14 protein-coding genes are annotated in these 18,888 nt (G+C 45.9%); 10 read left to right on the top strand and 4 right to left on the bottom strand.

Annotation, left to right across the window (positions count from 1 at the left end):
• The first annotated feature begins 45 nt into the window (after window positions 1-45).
• The 3 genes from rbsB to BS19_RS02840 all read left to right on the top strand — a co-directional run bounded on the left by rbsB (window position 46) and on the right by BS19_RS02840 (window position 3,032).
• Window positions 46-924, top strand: a complete 879-nt coding sequence (rbsB, locus tag BS19_RS02850; protein ID WP_038173214.1) for a ribose ABC transporter substrate-binding protein RbsB — start codon at window positions 46-48, stop codon at window positions 922-924.
• A 136-nt stretch (window positions 925-1,060) separates the two neighbouring features.
• Complete coding sequence (gene rbsK / locus BS19_RS02845) at window positions 1,061-1,981, top strand: ribokinase (RefSeq protein WP_038173213.1); 921 nt, start codon at window positions 1,061-1,063, stop codon at window positions 1,979-1,981.
• Window positions 1,982-2,009: 28 nt separating this feature from the next.
• On the top strand, window positions 2,010-3,032 hold the full coding sequence (locus BS19_RS02840) for a substrate-binding domain-containing protein (RefSeq protein ID WP_038173212.1): 1,023 nt from the start codon (window positions 2,010-2,012) through the stop codon (window positions 3,030-3,032).
• Window positions 3,033-3,050: 18 nt separating this feature from the next.
• Here the strand turns inward: BS19_RS02840 and BS19_RS02835 are convergent, their stop codons facing one another.
• The gene (locus BS19_RS02835; protein ID WP_157631120.1) at window positions 3,051-4,988 is read right to left on the bottom strand and encodes a sensor histidine kinase; all 1,938 of its coding nucleotides are present in this window, start codon (window positions 4,986-4,988) and stop codon (window positions 3,051-3,053) included.
• A 113-nt stretch (window positions 4,989-5,101) separates the two neighbouring features.
• Here BS19_RS02835 and BS19_RS02830 point away from each other — a divergent pair, with 113 nt between their 5' ends.
• Window positions 5,102-6,067: an ABC transporter substrate-binding protein gene (locus BS19_RS02830; RefSeq protein ID WP_038173210.1), complete on the top strand. Its 966-nt coding sequence runs from the start codon at window positions 5,102-5,104 to the stop codon at window positions 6,065-6,067.
• A gap of 148 nt (window positions 6,068-6,215) precedes the next feature.
• Window positions 6,216-7,199: a chemotaxis protein CheV gene (locus tag BS19_RS02825; RefSeq protein ID WP_038173209.1), complete on the top strand. Its 984-nt coding sequence runs from the start codon at window positions 6,216-6,218 to the stop codon at window positions 7,197-7,199.
• A gap of 66 nt (window positions 7,200-7,265) precedes the next feature.
• Here BS19_RS02825 and BS19_RS02820 read toward each other — a convergent pair whose 3' ends face one another.
• Window positions 7,266-9,146, bottom strand: a complete 1,881-nt coding sequence (locus tag BS19_RS02820; RefSeq protein ID WP_038173208.1) for a DEAD/DEAH box helicase — start codon at window positions 9,144-9,146, stop codon at window positions 7,266-7,268.
• A 405-nt stretch (window positions 9,147-9,551) separates the two neighbouring features.
• Between BS19_RS02820 and rnb the strand changes: the two genes are divergently transcribed.
• Window positions 9,552-11,555 (top strand): exoribonuclease II, encoded by a 2,004-nt coding sequence (rnb, locus tag BS19_RS02815; protein ID WP_038173206.1) that lies wholly within the window; start codon window positions 9,552-9,554, stop codon window positions 11,553-11,555.
• A 56-nt stretch (window positions 11,556-11,611) separates the two neighbouring features.
• On the opposite strand, the gene BS19_RS02810 is transcribed toward rnb, so the two are convergent.
• Window positions 11,612-11,965 carry a DUF3024 domain-containing protein gene (locus BS19_RS02810; RefSeq protein ID WP_038173205.1) on the bottom strand — a complete coding sequence of 118 codons (354 nt, stop codon included), beginning with the start codon at window positions 11,963-11,965 and terminating at the stop codon, window positions 11,612-11,614.
• A gap of 168 nt (window positions 11,966-12,133) precedes the next feature.
• On the opposite strand from BS19_RS02810, the gene BS19_RS02805 reads away from it, so the two are divergent.
• Complete coding sequence (locus tag BS19_RS02805; protein WP_038173204.1) at window positions 12,134-12,949, top strand: phosphate ABC transporter substrate-binding protein; 816 nt, start codon at window positions 12,134-12,136, stop codon at window positions 12,947-12,949.
• Between the two features lie 71 nt (window positions 12,950-13,020).
• On the opposite strand, the gene malK is transcribed toward BS19_RS02805, so the two are convergent.
• Window positions 13,021-14,139: a maltose/maltodextrin ABC transporter ATP-binding protein MalK gene (malK, locus tag BS19_RS02800; RefSeq protein ID WP_038173202.1), complete on the bottom strand. Its 1,119-nt coding sequence runs from the start codon at window positions 14,137-14,139 to the stop codon at window positions 13,021-13,023.
• Between the two features lie 657 nt (window positions 14,140-14,796).
• Here malK and malE point away from each other — a divergent pair.
• From malE to malG, 3 genes are all read left to right on the top strand, one after another.
• On the top strand, window positions 14,797-15,978 hold the full coding sequence (gene malE, locus BS19_RS02795) for a maltose/maltodextrin ABC transporter substrate-binding protein MalE (RefSeq protein ID WP_038173201.1): 1,182 nt from the start codon (window positions 14,797-14,799) through the stop codon (window positions 15,976-15,978).
• A gap of 73 nt (window positions 15,979-16,051) precedes the next feature.
• Entirely contained in the window at window positions 16,052-17,626 is a 1,575-nt protein-coding gene (gene malF / locus BS19_RS02790; RefSeq protein WP_038173200.1) for a maltose ABC transporter permease MalF, read from the top strand.
• Window positions 17,627-17,636: 10 nt separating this feature from the next.
• Window positions 17,637-18,527: a maltose ABC transporter permease MalG gene (malG, locus tag BS19_RS02785; RefSeq protein ID WP_038173199.1), complete on the top strand. Its 891-nt coding sequence runs from the start codon at window positions 17,637-17,639 to the stop codon at window positions 18,525-18,527.
• Window positions 18,528-18,888: the final 361 nt, after the last annotated feature.

The following is an 18,888-nucleotide window of genomic DNA, read 5'->3' as shown; positions in this document are numbered from 1 at the left end:
TGAGGTTACTTGACCCACCCTACACAAGACACAAGGACTGAGAAAATGAAAAAACTCGCAACTCTTATCTCTGCGGCACTACTTTCTTCAACTGTTTCTGTTTCGGCGCAAGCGCAAGATACGATGGCTATCGTACTGTCAACGCTAAACAACCCATTTTTTGTCACGATGAAAGATGGCGCAGAGGCGAAAGCGAAAGAACTTGGTTATGAGCTTATTGTACTTGATTCACAAAATGACCCGAGCAAAGAACTTTCGAACATCGAAGATCTGACAGTTCGTGGTGTGAAAGCCATTTTGATTAACCCAACAGATTCTGACGCTGTGTCTAATGCGATTCGTATGGCAAACCGCTCAAACATTCCTGTACTGACTTTAGACCGTGGTGCCAGCCGTGGTGAAGTTGTCAGTCATATCGCATCTGACAACGTGGTTGGTGGCGAAATGGCGGGTAACTACATTGTTGAAAAAGTCGGCATGAAAGCGAAAGTCATTCAACTGGAAGGTATCGCAGGAACCTCAGCGGCACGTGAGCGTGGTGAAGGTTTCATGAACGCGGTTAAAGGCAGCGAGATGGATGTGCTAGCCAGCCAACCTGCTGATTTTGACCGTACCAAAGGTCTTAACGTGATGGAAAACCTACTGGCGGCCAACCCAGATGTCCAAGCAGTCTTCGCACAAAACGATGAGATGGCATTGGGCGCACTGCGCGCAGTACAAGCGTCGGGCAAAGATGTGATGATTGTTGGCTTTGATGGTACCGACGACGGTATTGCAGCCGTTAAACGTGGCAAATTATCAGCGACCATTGCTCAGCAACCAGACCTGATTGGTGCGCTAGGCATTGAAACGGCTGACCAAGTGCTTAAAGGCATGGCAGTAGAAGAGTACATCCCAGTACCTCTTAAAGTGATTACTGAGTAAGCCATAATTTGTCCTCCTTGCCGTTTTAATTTGTGATTTCGGTAAGGAGGGCCAATAGCCATGTGTTTTGTCGCAGAGCACATCACTATTTCTCCTGTTCACATCTATTGGGCTCAATCGAGCCGAGGACAACCTTATGAATAAGTTAGTGGTTTTAGGTAGTGTTAACGCTGACCATGTTCTGCAAGTGCCTTCTTTCCCTCGCCCAGGCGAGACGTTGCATGGTCGTAACTATCAAGTTATTCCGGGTGGTAAAGGTGCCAATCAAGCAGTTGCGGCGGCGCGATTAAACGCCGATGCCGGTTTTATTGCCTGTGTGGGTGATGACGCGTTTGGCATCAACATTCGTGAAAATTTCAAAATGGATAACATCAATATCGCGGGTGTGAAAATGGTGCCCAATTGCCCAACAGGGATTGCGATGATCCAGGTATCAGATAGCGGTGAAAACAGCATTTGCATTTCAGCAGAAGCGAACGCCAAGCTGACGGCTGAGACTCTTGAGCCTGACTTAGAGTCGATTCGCCAAGCCAAGTACTTGTTGATGCAGCTTGAAACGCCGATGTGTGGCATTGAAAAGGCCGCACAAGTGGCAAAGCAAGCGCGTACCAACGTGATTCTAAACCCAGCCCCCGCGCATACCTTGTCTGACGCACTTCTCGCTTGCGTAGATGTGATTACGCCCAATGAAACCGAAGCCGAAGTGCTAACGGGGATCACGGTCAGTGATAATGACAGTGCGCAACAAGCGGCGAATGCACTGCATCAAAAAGGCATTGAAATCGTGATGATTACGCTTGGCGCAAAAGGGGTGTGGCTTAGCCAGAACGGTCGTGGTCAATTGATTGAAGGTTTTAAGGTTGATGTGACAGACACCACCGCAGCGGGCGATACTTTTAATGGGGCATTGGTCACTGGTTTACTTGAGGATTTGCCTTTAGAATCAGCAATTAAGTTTGCTCATGCTGCTGCGGCTATCTCGGTGACGCGTTTTGGGGCTCAAACCTCAATCCCATCACGTCAAGAAGTCGATGCGTTTTTAGCTGAGCACAGTTAACTGACAGCACATATGCGGAGTAAGTAACATGGCGACAATGAAAGATATTGCGAGACTGGCGCAAGTCTCGACCTCTACGGTGAGCCATGTCATCAATAAATCTCGTTTTGTCAGTGAAGAGATTTCTCAGCGAGTAAACCAAGCGGCTCAGGAGCTAAACTATCGTCCTTCAGCGTTGGCGCGCAGTTTAAAAGTGAATCGTACCAAAACGATTGGTATGTTGGTGACCACTTCAACCAACCCATTTTTTGGCGAAGTGGTCAAAGGGGTTGAACGTAGTTGTTATCAGCAAGGTTACAATCTTATTCTGTGCAATACCGAAGGTGATAACCTCCGGATGCGTGAGTCAATCAATACCTTGCTGCAAAAGCGGGTCGATGGATTGATTTTGATGTGTTCCTCGCTTGAGGGCGAACGTATCGAAGTATTTGAACAATACCCTGACATCCCTGTGGTGGTGATGGATTGGGGACCAATGTTGTTTACCAGTGACAAAATTCAAGATAACTCGTTGCGTGGTGGTTATTTGGCCGCCAAACACCTGATTGATAACGGCCACACAGATATTGGCTGTATTACTGGGCCGTTGGTCAAGCATCAGGCTCAAATGCGCTACGAGGGTTACAAACGCGCGTTAAATGAGGTCGGACTAAACTTCAATTCAGATTGGATCATTGAATCTGATTTTGAATGTGAAGGTGGCTACGAAGCGTTCAATAAAATGTATCAAAATGGACCGTTACCGAGCGCTGTCTTCGTTTGTAACGACATGATGGCATTGGGTGTTATCAACGCGGCCAATGAGAAAGGGGTTGCTATCCCGGAACAGCTTTCGATTATTGGCTATGATGATATCCATATTGCCAAATTTATGACTCCCTCACTCACCACCATTCACCAACCTAAGTATCGCCTCGGTAAAGCGGCAGTTGAAGCGGTGTTAAAAAAGCTGGCGGATGCGCTGTGTGAAGCGCAGATTGTTCAATTAGAACCGACTTTAGTTGAGCGCTCGACCGTCAAGCGTTTGAATACTGCAAACGGCGCGAAATAGGCCGCCACCCTCTATCACTTATTCATCGTCTAAGTCAGTTGGCAGGGTGCGCGGTAAAGTAAAGGTAAAGTGAACCCCGTTGTTTGGCTGTGAATCAAAGTGCAATTGCCCTTTAAGTTTTTTATGTACCAAATTGAACACCAAATTCAATCCTAATCCTGAACCGCCCATGCCTCGTTTACTGGTATAAAAAGGTTCAAAAATCTTTTGATGGAGTGATGCGTCAACGCCAGCGCCATTGTCACGGTATTCGACGATAACGTCTTCATCTTGCTGTCTTAGTTCAATTACAATCTTGGGTTCGTTTTGGTGTTCAAACGCATGATTAATGCTGTTCATGATTAGGTTCGAAATCACCTGAGTTAGTACGCCCGACAAGCTACTCATGGTTATTGACGTATCGCCCTCAATACGTGGTATGACGGGCACTTTGCGTGTCTCTGGGTGAAGGCTAGCCAACAGTGCGTCGAGAACTTGATAGACGTTAAAATTGCTGCGACTTTCAGACACTTGATCAACCGCGGTTTGCTTAAAGTCGCGTACCAGTTTTGCGGCGCGATTGAGGTTGTGCTCTAACATCGAATGGCTTTCACTCAGTGTTGCCATTAACGATTCAAATTGATCACTGGTCAGCGTTTGTGTAGCAAAAGCGTGTTTCGCTTGATTGACGGTCTCTTGAATCACTGAGGTGGCGGTCACCGCGATGCCGAGAGGGGTGTTGACCTCATGGGCAACGCCTGCAACTAAGCCTCCGAGGGCGGCGAGCTTTTCAGATTCGATCAGTTTGTCTTGGGTGCGCTGCAGTTGTTCCATACTCTGTTTTAGATCCAATGTCCGTACCGCCACCGTATGTTCGAGTGATTGATTGAATTGCTCTAGCTCGATTTGGGTTAGCTTAAGCTCAGTAATATTGAGCGCGGTACCGCGAAAGCCGATGAAATGGCTGTTGTCAAAACGGGCCTTGGCTTGAAATAACAGGTAGTGCGTGATGCTGTTCAGGGTCAAACTCACTTCACAACGACTAAAGTCACCTTGGCGCGCTAAATATTGCAGTAATGCTTCACAATCAGCGAGGGCAGGGATCGATCTCAGTTGTGGCTTGGTGTCGGGCTGAACTTCTAGCGCTTCTTGCATGCTTTCAGAGCAGTAAACTAACTCACCTAACGCATTGGTTTCCCACAACCAATCGGAAGAGATGTGGGCGAACTCGTGGAACCTCTCTCGTTCTTGCTTAATGCTGTTATAAAGCAGTGTGACATTTTGTGTGATTTTGTTGGTCTCATCTCCAAGCCAATCAAGTTCATCCTGCTTCTCGGTTATCCAGGCATGATGCTCAAGGGTTAAAGGCTCCTTAGGGTGACGAGGGTTGTATTTTCTTAGGTATTGAGCGATAGCAAAAATTCGTTGGTTGACGCTTTTGTGAAAGACCATAAGCACCAGATAACAGACAAGCAGTGTTTTGGCTGCGTTTAAAAACAGAGTGTAAATTGCCTGCGTGATAAGGTAGTCGTATATTTCCTTCGCGTCGGTTTGAATAAAAATGGTTCCGATTGACTCGACGAGAGAAGAGTTGGGGTGGTGATAGAGTAAGGTATATTGTTGTGTAATCGCATGTTCAGTAACGGATTGGCCTGACTCAAATTGGTAATCATCACTGGTGACACGTAAATAGTCGAGTTTCGGTAGATTGACTAAACCATCGAGTTCTTGTTGTAGCGTGACAAGATCAAAATTCCACAGTGCAGAGGCTATCAAGGGTGCGTGAATATCGCGTACTTCCAGTTGCCGTTGTTCGACGGCACCGAACTCATGAGTATAGTCCCACGAAAGTTGTAATAACGTAGTAAAGACAGTGATGGCGCCACTGAGCAAAACCATGATTAAGATAATACGCCGCCCTATGCGGCTATAGAGTGGATTATCATGGCAATCTTCAATGTCTTTGCTGCGGCTCATAAATTTCCTCGTTTTTATCAGTATAGTCATTAAACAAATATTGAGTGCGCTCAGAGTTGGAGAGTTACGCTAAGCCAACTACACTCAACTCATACCTTAGTGGGAGCGGTGCGATGCGTTGGATCTGGATATGGCTGTTATTTGCGTCACCGGTTTGGGCGACAAAAGTACTTTTAATAGAAAGCTATCACTCGGAGTACCCGTGGGACGCTAGCTATGTTCAAGGGTTGACCGAAACCCTTGAACCAGGTGTGGAGCTGATGACCTATCAAATGGACACCAAACGGCTTCCTGTAGAAAAACACCAAGCTCAAGCTGACAAAGCCTTTGCGGTCTACCAACAGTACCAGCCAGAGATTGTGATTTTGGGCGATGACAACGCATTGAATTACCTATTGCCGAAGTTGTATCAACAACCTATCTCTATTGTTTTTCTTGGAATTAATGCCAACCCGCGAGCGTTATTGACGCAATATCGCGGTCAAGCGAAGGTGACGGGAGTATTAGAGCGACCATCGTTTGTCAAATCTCTGGGTGAACTTCGCCGCCTATTTGCTAGTGAGTCGTTTGCGGTTCGAATTTTGTTTGATTCTGGTGTGACGTCGAAGATTGCTAAAGACTATATAGAAAAGCAGTACCGTTTAATTAAAAACAATCTGGGGATTGACGTTGATATTGAAGCGATAGAAACGATGGCACAATGGCAGCAGCAAGTCCTTAATGCAAAACAAGCAGGTTTCAGTGTCATTATTGTCGGCTTGTATCAAACACTCGTCGATGAAGAGGGCAATAATGTGGCTGCTACAGAGGTCATCTCATGGACGAACCGCCATTCACCGTTACCGATTTTTGCTTTCTGGGATTTTGCAGTAGGAGAGAATAAAGCGGCTGGTGGTGTGGTTTTATTTGGGCGTAGTCAGGGTGTACGCGCTGCTAATCTCGTCAATGAGATCATTCAAACCGGGCACGAACCGATTATTCCTATCGTGACGGATAATCAAGGGCAAGCGATCTATTCGCGCAAAGAATTCCAGCGATGGGGATTGAATATGCCTTACCATTGGCAAGCGATTGAGTAGTTTGCGGGTAATTTGATTGAAGAAAAGCAGAACTTTGAAGTAACGCGGTCTATTCGATTTACAAACTTTTGCTTTACAGTTAAAAAGAACAAAAGTATCAGCGACTATTGACGATAATATGTTGTGATCAAACTAAGAAAGAAGAATTATGAGCGGATCAAGTAGTACGATATTGACGGAGAGTGGTACCAATGAGCTAGAAATCATTGAGTTTCACCTAGTGAAAGAGCTTGCTGATGGAAGCAAAAAAACCTGTTATTACGGAATAAATGTCGCCAAGGTACGTGAAGTCATTCAGGTCCCTGAAACGACAGATTATCCGAATGCGCAGCCACATATGGTGGGGGTTTTTTCTTCGCGAGATGTCTTAACGCCTTTAGTCGATTTGGCAGGTTGGCTCGACGTTCCGACCAACAAAGACTTAAAACGTAAGTTTGTGATCGTGACCGATTTTAACAACATGACCAACGGTTTTCTTATCGATAGCATAAGCCGTATCCACCGTATCTCGTGGAACGATGTTGAATCGCCAAGCCAATTCTTAGAAGCGGGTGAGCAAGATTGTGTTGTCGCTGTTGTCCGTAAAGATGGCAACCTGATCATGATTCTGGATTTCGAGAAGATCATTGCCGACATCAACCCAGAATTGAGTATGGAAAAATACGATGTGACCGTCGACAAATCGGTAGATTTGAATCAGCGTATGATCACTAAACGTAACGCGAAGACGGTAATGGTGGTTGATGACTCAGCATTCATTCGTTCAATGATCCAAGACACTTTAAGTTCTGCAGGTTACAACGTTATCGCGTGTAAAGATGGTGGTGAAGCACACGACAAATTGATGAGCCTTATTGAAGTGGCAAAAGAAGAGAATATGCCAATCAGTGAGTTTATTGACGGTGTGGTTACGGACGTTGAGATGCCACGCATGGATGGTATGCACTTAGTGAAACGTCTGCGTGAAAGTGACGCTTATTCGGTAATGCCTATCGTCATGTTTTCATCATTGATGAGTGAAGATAACCGTACCAAAGCCTTAGCGTTGGGTGCTAACGATACGATTACCAAACCAGAGATTGGCCGAATGGTAACCTTAATGGATAAGTACATCTTTGCTAAAAACGAATAAATTTGTTTCCACCATAAAAAAAGGATACGCACTGCGTATCCTTTTTTGTTTGTCTATGCTTGAAGCTTAAGCTTCAGTAGTGCGACGACCATGACCACGTTCGCCACGGAAGTTGCCACGGTTGTCACCGCCGCGGTTACGGTCGAAACGACGTTCACCATCGCGACCAGCGCCACCTTCACGTTTACCGCGGTAACCACCTTCACTACGACCACCTTCACGGCCGCCACTACGGAAACCACTTTCACGACGGCCACGAGGCTCGCGGAAATCATCAAAGTCACAGACAACAGCGTCGACTTGCTTTTGACGAATACGTAGTTTGCGCAGTTTACCTGCAGTTTCAGAAGACATTGCTTTTGGTAGCTGAACGTAAGTTTCACCTTGTGCAAGTTTAATTGCACCGATAGAACCTTTAGTTAGACCAAGTTCGTTCGCTAGTGCGCCAACGATATCTTTAACTTGAACGCCTTGCTCGCGACCAACTTGCAACTGGTAAGTATCCCAGTCTTGGTTGTTGGTGCTACGACCACCTTCACGACGGCCACCTTCACGACCATCACGACCAGTTTCACGACGGTCTTTGCGACGTAGCTTATCACGCTCAATGGCTTCAATCATTGGGTCTTCGCCAACATAGAATAGTGGGCGCTTACCTTGCTGACGTTTAAGTAGAATCGCAGCGAGTGTCGCGGCGTCTAGCTCTAGAGACTCTTGCAGTTTTTCAACCAGCGTAGAGAATTTCTCTAATGCTTTGTGTTCTTTTTCAGTTTCTAGCTCAGCACCAAGTTTAGCTAAGCGTGACTCTGCCACTTTGTCACGGTGTGGAAGTTGAATCTCTTCCATTGATGACTTAGTTACACGTTCGATAGTACGAAGCATACGCAGTTGGTTAGGACGAACCAAAAGGATCGCTTTACCTTTACGTCCTGCACGACCAGTACGGCCGATACGGTGGATGTAAGACTCAACATCGAATGGAATATCGTAGTTAAATACGTGTGTAATACGTGCAACATCAAGACCACGAGCAACAACGTCAGTCGCGACTAAGATGTCGATAACACCTTGTTTGATGTGATCAACAGTGCGCTCACGCAGTGATTGTGGAATGTCACCGTGCAGTGCTGATGCTTTAAAGCCACGTGCAGATAGCCAATCGGCTAGGCGCTCGGTATCTTGGCGAGTACGTACGAATACGATTGACGCGTCAGTTTCTTCAGTTTCTAGCAGACGTGACATTGCTTCGTCTTTCTCTACGCCTTTTACAACCCAAAATTGCTGTATAACTTTATCTACCGTGTGGTTTTTACCCGCCACGTCGACAGTCTCAGGGTCACGCAAAAAGCGCTCAACAATCTTTTTCAGCATTGGAGGCATAGTTGCAGAGAATAAAACGCGCTGTGCAGAAGCTGGAGAGTGCTCCATGATAGCAGTTACGTCATCAACGAAACCCATGTTAAGCATTTCGTCTGCTTCATCTAGAACGAAAGTATTCACTTCATCTAGGTGCAGGCGGTCACGATTAATAAGGTCTTGAACACGGCCAGGGGTACCAACAATAATTTGCGCACCATTCTTTAGTGCACGCATTTGATCAACGATTGATGCACCACCGTAAATCTCAAGAACTTTAAGTCCTGAGATGTTTCGGCCAAGGTTCTTGATTTCTGCCGCAACTTGAATCGCAAGCTCACGAGTCGGAGCAAGAACGATAGCTTGTGGCTTACGCTGATTAAAGTCGATTTTGTTTAATAGCGGAAGAGAGAAGGCAGCAGTTTTACCTGTACCTGTTTGTGCTTTACCTAGTGCATCTTTACCAGCCAATAGATGCGGAATTGCAGCCGCTTGAATTGGTGTTGGTGAAACAAAGCCCATATCGTTAAGAGCGGAAAGGAGAGAGTCGTTAAGCGCTAAATCGCTAAACTGAATTACAGAATCTGTCATTGGGATCCTACTATATCTATGTCAACAAAAGGTCCCACGAGCTCTACCAATTCCAATACCAATCCAGTTAAGAGCTGATTCCGTTCAGATGCGGAAAAGTCGTAAATCGCATCAAGCCACTAGGGACGTAATTAAGGGTGCGGATTATTCCTTAAATACATAAAAAAAGCCAGAAAAAATTGAAATTCATCACAATTCTTCTTTGAATTGAGCTGTTCTGTTCACATTTTCGTCACCAAATCGTGGCATGTGGTTAAATAATCAGCATGTTAATTTGGTTGTTAAGCGATTGAATTGCCCGCCAATCACCAGATTGTGATACTTGCGCGCTAGCGAGCCCATAGTCGCGATGATATAGTGTGCGAAATTTTTTGGTTAGATACTGACTCGGATAAAACAAGATAGATGTTTCAAGATAACCCTCTACTGGCTCAACTTAAGCAGCAAATTCAAGAAACGCTTCCTAAAAAAGAAGGCACGATCAAAGCGACAGAGAAAGGCTTTGGTTTTCTCGAAGTGGACAACAAAAAAAGCTTCTTTATTCCGCCTCCCTACATGAAGAAATGTATGCATGGCGATAAAGTCCAAGCGATTATCCGCACTGAAAATGAGCGAGAAGTTGCTGAGCCAGAAACATTGTTAGAGCAAGGCCTAAATCGTTTTATCGGTCGTGTGAAGCTGTTGAAAGGTAAGCTCAATGTTTCGCCTGATCATCCGCAATTGAAAAAGTTGTCGCTAAAAGCAAAAACGCGCAAAGGCATCAAGAGTGATGATCTTAAAGAGGGAGACTGGGTTGTTGCACATCTTATTCGTCATCCGCTGAAAGGTGACGATGGCTTCTTTGTCGAAATTTCACAAAAGATTACTGACGCTGACGACAAAATTGCGCCTTGGTGGGTGACGTTAGCGCAGAACGACTTACCGAACAGTGAACCTGCTGGGATTGAAAATTGGCAAATTATCGATGACCCTGATCTGCAACGTATTGACCTGACTGATATTCCTTTTGTTACCATTGATGGTGAGTCAACCAAGGATATGGATGACGCGTTGTATGTGAAAAAAACGCAGTCAGGTGATTTCGAACTGACGGTTGCGATTGCGGATCCAACCGCTTATATCACTCCTGATAGCGAAATGGACAAAGTTGCGCGTGAACGTGGCTTTACGATTTATCTGCCGGGGCGCAATATTCCAATGTTGCCCCGTGACCTTGCCGATGAGTTGTGTTCATTAATGCAAGATCAAGTTCGTCCGGCGCTTTGCTGTACGGTCACCATTGATAAACAAGGCGTGATTGGCGACGACATTCGATTCTTTGCCGCGAACGTTAAATCGCATGCTCGCCTTGCTTATGATCATGTTTCAGATTGGCTCGAGCATGGCGAGTCACCGCAGTGGCAGCCGAGTGAAGAGATTGCGCAAATCGTCCGTGATTTGTATGACTTCTCGTTGGCACGAGCTAACTGGCGTGAAACGCACGCAGTGGTGTTCCCCGATCGTCCCGATTACCGCTTCGAATTAAGCGAAGATAATGACGTAGTGGCGATTCATGCGGAAACTCGTCGCAGTGCCAACCGTTTGGTCGAAGAGGCGATGATTACCGCCAACATCTGTGCTGGCCGTATTTTACGCAGCGCTTTTAACTCAGGCGTATTCAACACTCATGCAGGCTTCAAACCTGAGAAAATCGCCGAGGTGATCAGTTTCATCAACCCAGAAGGTGAGTTGCCTTTTACTGCTGATTCAGTTGCAACACTTGAAGGATTTGCCGAGCTGCGCCGTTGGTTGACTCAACAAGAAACCAGCTACCTTGATAACCGTATTCGTAAGTTCCAAAGCTACAGTGAAATTGGTAATCAGCCATTACCTCATTATGCGATGGGCCTTGATATTTACGCGACTTGGACATCACCGATCCGCAAATATGGCGATATGATCAACCATCGTATGCTTAAGGCACATATTTTGGGTAAAGCTCCAGTGCAAACGGCAGATGACAGTGTGGGAGAAGAGCTCGCGTTGCATCGTAAGCATCATAAAATGGCGGAACGTAATGTTGGTGATTGGCTTTACGCTCGTACATTGGCTGACGAGCCGAGCAAGCAAACTAAGTTTAACGGTGAGATCTTTGATATTAACCGTGCAGGTATGCGAATCCGTCTGGTGGAAAATGGTGCTGCAGCTTTTGTTCCGGGCACGTTGATTCTTGCAAACAAAGAACGTCTCGAGTGCAATAGCGATAATGGTACGGTCTCAATCGATAAAGAAGTCATCTATCGCCTTGGCGATGTGGTTGAAGTGGTGTTGACCGATGTTAACCAAGAAAACCGCAGTTTGGTTGCAAAGCCAACCCAAGTGTTTGATGAAGTAAAGTCTGACGACCAAACTTCAGCGGCGGCGGAATAATCGCTAACGGCACGAACAACAAGGGCGCTCATTGAGCGCCCTTGTCATTTCTGGTGTTAATCTGTCCAAAACATCGCTTTAGGATCTTTGGCTATTTCACGAGTAATAGCGGTCAAATCACTGCTTTGTGCCAGATAGGGGTAGGGCATCCACGCCTCTAGCTCGGTTTCATGAGGCATGAACAGTTGCCATTGATTCAGCTCGCCGTTCCACTCTACTTTCGCGACGGGGTTTGTGTAGTCGCAGTGGCTTGAATCGAGTAGAAAGTGCTGTTTAATAAATACGACACCGTTGTTTAGCACCTCGTAGCAAGCTTTACCAAGTTCGGCGGGCGTGCTTTGGTTGCGCTGCTTACAAATAAGCTGCGCTCTGCTTTCGACCTGTCTTTGTAGCAAACTTACCAGTCCCATAACGTTGTTCTTTCCGCACGTTGCAGTGATCGATATTGACCATATCTTTGTTTAACCATAGTAGATACAAGATCTAAGCATGTCTGTATCGGTTTTCACAAAAATGTCATCAAATCGACTTAACATAACCGCGGTTAACTACATTATCACAACGATTGGGAAAAAATTATGCTTCGTGTTGCGCTCGTTACACTTTTATCGACATCGCTACTCTCGGCGCCATTATGGGCTGAAGAGGTAAATGTGTCTGGTTCAACTTCAGTCGCTCGAGTTATGGATGTCTTAGCCGAACACTATAATCGTACTCAAAGTGATACATATGTAGCGGTGCAAGGTGTAGGTTCAAGCGCAGGGATTACGTTGGTTAAAAAAGGTGTTGCGGATATTGGCATGAGTTCTCGTTATTTGACCGAGAGTGAGCAAGATGAAACGCTGACCGTCACGCCAATTGCCTTTGATGGTTTGGCCGTGATTGTCAATAAGGGCAATCCGATTGAAAATATTACTCGTGAGCAGCTGTTTGATATCTATAAAGGTAAAGTGACCAACTGGAAGCAGTTAGGTGGTAATGATCAATCCATCGCCGTAGTGACTCGCGAAGCCTCTTCTGGGTCGCGTTATAGCTTTGAAAGCTTAATGGGCTTGACCAAAGTGCTTAATGACCGCTTAGTGTCAGACATCAACCCAGAGAATTTAGTGGTGAACAGCAACAGCATGGTTAAAACCATCGTTAACCATAATAAACAAGCGATTGGTTTTGTGTCGACAGGTTCAGTCGACAGGTCAATCAAAGCGATTGAATTTGAAGGCGTCAAAGCAAGCAGTAAGACGATCGCTAATGGCACCTACCAACTATCACGCCCATTTTTAGTGCTGTATAACACTGAAACTCTTGATCAGAACGTGCGCGGCTTTATTGACTACTTACAGAGCGAGAAAACGCGCGCATTAATTGAAGAGTATGGTTATACACCTATTCGTTAGTTAATTGATTAAACCTATAATGAACAAAGCCCAGCATTGACGCTGGGCTTGGTTTTATCATCATTTGTGGGTTATTCGAAATCAACACCGGCTTCTTGGTGTAAGCGGCGACACGCTTTACCATCGCTGTGGAACAAGTGACAGCGATGGGCCGGAATACCAACCGCAAGTTTATCGCCTGGTTCAACCGCTAAGGTGTCTGGCTGACGATAAATCATGTCAGCGTCAGCGGCATCAATGTGCAAGTAAACTTGTGTCTCGTTGCCAAGTTTCTCAACGATGTTAACGTCACCTTCGATGGTTGCATCGCCTTCGTTCGCAGGCAGCAGATGCTCAGGGCGAACACCTAATGACATACGCTCGCCGCGCGTAACTGTGGTGCCATCGACAGGTATCCAGAATGAGGTCCCGTTTGCTATCTGTACCATCACGCGCTCTTTCTCGACTGCTTCAATGAACACACTCATAAAGTTCATCTTTGGTGAGCCGATAAAGCCTGCGACGAAGCGATTCTGAGGGTAATGGTACAATTCGAGCGGTTTGCCGACCTGAGCAACGAACCCAGCATCTAAAACCACAATTTTGTCTGCCATGGTCATTGCTTCAACCTGATCATGGGTAACGTAGATCATGGTGCAGCCCAGTTTACGTTGAAGTCTGGTGATTTCTGAGCGCATCTGGACACGAAGCGCCGCATCAAGGTTTGATAGTGGTTCGTCGAGGAGGAATACGTCTGGTTGAGAAACCAGAGTACGACCGATAGCAACACGTTGACGTTGACCGCCAGATAGTGCCTTTGGCTGGCGTTCAAGAAGGTGGCTCAATTGCAGAACTTCTGCGGCTTGTTCAACACGCTTGTCAATTTCACCCTTACTGGCTTTGGCCAGTTTAAGACCAAACGACATGTTATCGTAAAGGTTTAAGTGCGGGTAAAGCGCATAAGACTGGAACACCATGCCGACACCACGCTTTGACGGCTCGACTTCGTTCATGCGCTCATTACCGATATAAAGATCACCGGATGTGATGTCTTCTAGGCCTGCAATACAACGCAGTAGTGTCGACTTACCACAGCCTGATGGACCGACGAATACAACGAATTCGCCCTCTTGGATCTCTAAATCAATGTTCTTGGAAATCAGTACGTCACCGTAAGCTTTAGATACATTTTTTAACGTGACACTCGCCATTTAGCTCGCCCTCGATCAATTTTTATAATTTACTGCCTATCATTATATGAATTATGGAGCAGGCAATAACAGTAGGAATTTGGTAAGGAATGGATTTAATTTTTCAAAGGGTAAGAAAATATGGGTGATGGAGCTTCTCACACCACCCACCAAGCCAAATTAAGTTTGCTTCCCCCATGTACTCAAGCTTCTCCCCCGAATGAATCAGTAACCTGAATACCTACGTGACTTGAGTACTTTAAGCAAACCCTGCGGCATTGTAACCAGTCACCATTACGTTGTGTTACTGGAAAGGGTTCTTACCATCCACTCTTGGATGTAGCTAGTTTGGAAAAATACGCCGCCTAAGACATCCTCCTAAGCAAAAAAAATGCAGGGGTAGTAGCAGGGGAGGAGCGATTTGAGGGAGTAGACTACATAGGGCGATCTAGCTCAAATATTTCTCTGTGTCTATGGTGCATTTGATCACATTAAGCGATTAATTTGTGATGCCGGTCGCCATCCTATAACGATGGGGATCACGAAAATAGTTCATAATAGCAAGGGCGTAGGGAGTAGGAGGATGAGTCTTTTGTCAGTTTGGCTGAGAATCACTGTTGAAATACGGCGAAACCTCAGGTTGCGCCCTACAACACAAATATAAAAAAGGATATCAACATGAAAAACGCCCTAAGCACAGTGGCACTTGGCACTCTCGTTGCCCTTGGCTCATTTGGTGCAAACGCTGCTATCGAAGAAGGTCAACTTACTATCTGGATTAATGGCGATAAAGGCTACAATGGACTCGCTGAAGTAGGTAAACAATTTGAAGAAGACACAGGCATTAAAGTGACGGTTGCTCACCCTGATGCACTTCAAGACAAGTTCCCACAAACAGCGTCGACTGGTGACGGTCCTGATATTGTGTTCTGGGCTCATGACCGCTTTGGTGGTTACGCAGAAGCAGGCCTGCTAGCTGAAATCAACCCATCGAAAGAACTAAAAGAGGGTATCGTTGACTTCGCTTGGGATGCAGTGAAGTACAACGGCAAGCTCATTGGTTACCCAGTCGCGGTTGAATCGCTATCACTTATCTACAACAAAGATCTTGTGCCAAATCCACCTAAGAGCTGGGAAGACGTCGCGGCGATTGATGCCAAGCTTAAAGCCGATGGCAAGTCTGCGATCATGTGGAACCTGAAAGAACCGTACTTCACATGGCCTTTGATGGCGGCTGACGGTGGTTATGCCTTCAAATATGGCGCAGCAGGCTACGATGTCAAAGATGCGGGTATTGCCACCGAAGGCGTCAAAGATGCAATGAACTTCGTTAAAGGTTTGGTTGATAAAGGCGTGATCTCTTCTGATATGGATTACTCAGTTTCTGAGTCTTCATTCAACCAAGGTAAGACCGCAATGACCATCAATGGTCCATGGGCTTGGGGTAACATCGAGAAGTCTGGCATCAACTATGGTGTGACGACACTGCCTAAATTTAACGGCCAATCTTCTAAGCCATTCGTTGGTGTTCTTACTGCTGGTATCAGCACAGCTTCACCAAATAAAGATCTTGCGGTTGAGTTCCTAGAGAATTACTTACTGACCAATGATGGTCTGCGTAAAGTGAACGACGACAAACCACTTGGCGCCGTTGCTCTAAACTCTTTCCAACGTGAGCTTGATGCCGATACACGCATCGCGGCAACAATGGATAACGCAATGAATGGCGAAATTATGCCAAACATCCCGCAGATGAATGCTTTCTGGGGCAGCGCGAAGAACGCAATCATCAACATCGTTGATGGCCGCCAATCAGTCAACGAAGCACTGGCTGACGCTGATAAACAAATGACTAAATAATTCTTTACCCTTTTAAGGAGGGGGTAACCCCTCCTTCATTTCTCTTTTTATATTATCGCTAGCAGGTTCTCATATGCAGTCAGTTCAAGGTACAGATGTTATGACATCACCCACAACGAGCTTGCCTTCAAGTAAAAGTGTCTTAGTTAAGTGGGGGCTTCTCGGCTCTATCGGTATTCTTAACGGTTACGCGACAATCTTAATGTATTCACGCGGTGAGATGGCCTTTGCCCTTCTTACCGTCATTCTTACTGCTTTGGCACTTTTTATCTTTGGTAGTAAAAAGACCTATGCCCATCGCTATATCTACCCGGGTATTGCGGGGATGATTTTGTTCATCCTATTCCCTTTGGCATACACCATTGGTCTTGCTTTCACAAACTACAGTGCAAAAAACCAACTCTCTTACGAACGAGCACAGACTGTGTTGCTTGATCGAACCTTTCAAAGTGGCAAAAGTTATCCTTTCACTTTGTATAACACCGAGCAAGGTCAACGTATTGCGATTCAAGATGGCGATCAGCTTTTAGCCACTGACGCCTTTGATCTAGCGACCCTTTCGCTCTCTGACCTTGATCTTGCGCCTGTAGACGGTATTGATGGTCAGAAAGAGACAATTAAGACCATCGTTCAAAACCGCCCGACGTTGTCTGAGCTGGATTTGCATTTACCAAACGGCGAAGACATTCGTATGAGTGGTCTACGTAAATTTGCCGCTGTCGTGCCACTGTATACCCTGCAAGACGACGGTGAATCACTCTACAACAACCGTACTCAAGAGCTGCTACGTCCTAATATTGATTCGGGCTTTTACCAACCTGTAGATGATAGCGGTCAGTTTGTGGGTGACACTGTCTCGCCCGGCTTTGTGGTTAACATCGGTAGCGATAACTTCGAGCGTGTATGGAAAGATGACGGCATTAAAGAACCGTTTATCAGTATCTTCATTTGGACGATTATCTTTTCGGCGGTGAGTGTGGCTCTGACCGTATTCATCGGCCTGATTCTGGCCAGCGTAGTGCAGTGGGAAGCGCTGAAAGGACGTGCTATCTATCGTGTGTTACTGATTCTGCCTTATGCCGTACCAGCGTTCATCTCTATTCTGATCTTTAAAGGTTTATTCAACCAAAGCTTTGGTGAAGTGAATATGGTTTTAGAAGGCCTGTTTGGCATTAGCCCTTCATGGTTCTCTGACCCTATTCTGGCGAAAAGCATGATCCTTATCGTCAATACTTGGCTGGGTTTCCCTTACATGATGATCCTGTGTATGGGGCTATTAAAAGCGATTCCTGATGATCTTTATGAAGCATCAGCGATTGATGGCTCGAACTTTATCTCGAACTTTACCAAGATCACCTTGCCATTGATGATTAAACCGTTAACACCTTTGTTGATTGCGGCCTTTGCTTTTAACTTCAACAACTTTGTTCTTATCCAGTTGCTGACTCAAGGTGGTCCAAACATGATTGGAACCTCAGAGCCTGCAGGCTACACCGACTTGCTTGTGAACTACACCTATCGCATTGCCTTTGAAGGCGCGGGTGGTCAAGACTTTGGTCTCGCAAGTGCAATCGCAACACTTATCTTCCTACTTGTAGGTGCGCTCGCGCTACTCAACCTACGTGTAACGAAAGTCGCTCAGGATTAAGGAAACGAAAATGGCAATGGTACAAGGTAACTCTTTAAAATACCGTGTGTGGGCTACTCATGTCGCTATGTGGGTGTTCCTATCACTGATTATCTTTCCACTACTGATGATTATCGCTATCTCGTTTCGTGAGGGTAACTTCGCTACGGGGAGCATCATCCCGGAAAATCCGTCTCTCGATCACTGGAAATTGGCACTCGGCTTCTCAATAACCAGCGCTGATGGCACGGTGACGCCACCACCATTTCCGGTACTGACTTGGTTATGGAACTCGATAAAAGTTGCGGGTATCTCATCGATTATGATCGTGTGTTTATCAACCACTTCTGCTTATGCGTTTGCGCGGATGAAGTTCAAGGGTAAAAACACCATCTTAAAAGCGATGATGATTTTTCAAATGTTCCCTGCCGTATTGGCGCTGGTTGCGCTTTACGCTCTGTTTGACAAGTTGGGTCAGTACATTCCGTTCTTGGGGTTAAATACTCATGGTGGACTGATCTTCTCGTACTTAGGCGGTATCGCTCTGCATGTATGGACAATCAAAGGTTACTTCGAAACCATCGATGGTTCACTAGAAGAAGCCGCTGCACTCGATGGTGCAACGCCTTGGCAAGCATTCAGATTGGTTCTACTGCCCCTATCAGTGCCTATCTTGGCGGTCGTCTTCATCCTGTCATTCATTATGGTTGTAGGTGAAGTTCCGGTAGCATCTCTACTGCTTTCTGATGTAGACTCTTATACATTAGCGGTTGGTATGCAGCAGTATTTGTACCCTCAGAACTACTTATGGGGTGACTTTGCAGCAGCAGCAGTGTTGTCTGCACTACCAATTACCGTCGTATTCTTACTTGCGCAGCGTTGGTTGGTCGGAGGATTAACCGCCGGCGGTGTGAAAGGGTAATAATAACGATAAGGGCGACCGCGAGGTCGCCCATTTTGTGTCTCTGCTTAACAATTTTGGTTTGGCCGCTGATCAGTTAAGTAGAGAGCAGACCTGGCGTTACGCATAGCTGGCTGTTAGCAAGATTCCTTACTATTTGACTACTAACAGTTTTTGTAACCAAAACCCGGCTTTGTCCCGGGTTTTTTTATGTCTGCAATTTGTGCTCAACAGAGTAGCAATTCCTTGCTGCAGGGCTAAATAGCGATGCAATTGTCCTGCGACTGACTATTCAATTATTAATGAAAGCGATCTTTATATTTCATTATATTGAGCGTGACATCATTAAAATCCAAGCTTTTAGCTACCTTGGCGACGCTTT

It is taken from the genome of Vibrio pacinii DSM 19139 (assembly GCF_000711795.1).
In the GTDB taxonomy this organism is placed as follows: domain Bacteria; phylum Pseudomonadota; class Gammaproteobacteria; order Enterobacterales; family Vibrionaceae; genus Vibrio; species Vibrio pacinii.
This window is presented reverse-complemented; position numbering and strand designations above follow the sequence as displayed.

Coding starts and splice junctions, on each gene's coding strand:
- rbsB (WP_038173214.1), top strand. CDS start 46: ATGAAAAAACTCGCAACTCTTATCTCTGCGGCACTACTTTCTTCAACT.
- malG (WP_038173199.1), top strand. CDS start 17,637: ATGGCAATGGTACAAGGTAACTCTTTAAAATACCGTGTGTGGGCTACT.
- BS19_RS02810 (WP_038173205.1), bottom strand. CDS start 11,965: ATGGGACTGGTAAGTTTGCTACAAAGACAGGTCGAAAGCAGAGCGCAG.
- BS19_RS02835 (WP_157631120.1), bottom strand. CDS start 4,988: ATGAGCCGCAGCAAAGACATTGAAGATTGCCATGATAATCCACTCTAT.
- BS19_RS02805 (WP_038173204.1), top strand. CDS start 12,134: ATGCTTCGTGTTGCGCTCGTTACACTTTTATCGACATCGCTACTCTCG.
- BS19_RS02840 (WP_038173212.1), top strand. CDS start 2,010: ATGGCGACAATGAAAGATATTGCGAGACTGGCGCAAGTCTCGACCTCT.
- malF (WP_038173200.1), top strand. CDS start 16,052: ATGCAGTCAGTTCAAGGTACAGATGTTATGACATCACCCACAACGAGC.
- malE (WP_038173201.1), top strand. CDS start 14,797: ATGAAAAACGCCCTAAGCACAGTGGCACTTGGCACTCTCGTTGCCCTT.
- rnb (WP_038173206.1), top strand. CDS start 9,552: ATGTTTCAAGATAACCCTCTACTGGCTCAACTTAAGCAGCAAATTCAA.
- BS19_RS02820 (WP_038173208.1), bottom strand. CDS start 9,146: ATGACAGATTCTGTAATTCAGTTTAGCGATTTAGCGCTTAACGACTCT.
- BS19_RS02830 (WP_038173210.1), top strand. CDS start 5,102: ATGCGTTGGATCTGGATATGGCTGTTATTTGCGTCACCGGTTTGGGCG.
- malK (WP_038173202.1), bottom strand. CDS start 14,139: ATGGCGAGTGTCACGTTAAAAAATGTATCTAAAGCTTACGGTGACGTA.
- BS19_RS02825 (WP_038173209.1), top strand. CDS start 6,216: ATGAGCGGATCAAGTAGTACGATATTGACGGAGAGTGGTACCAATGAG.
- rbsK (WP_038173213.1), top strand. CDS start 1,061: ATGAATAAGTTAGTGGTTTTAGGTAGTGTTAACGCTGACCATGTTCTG.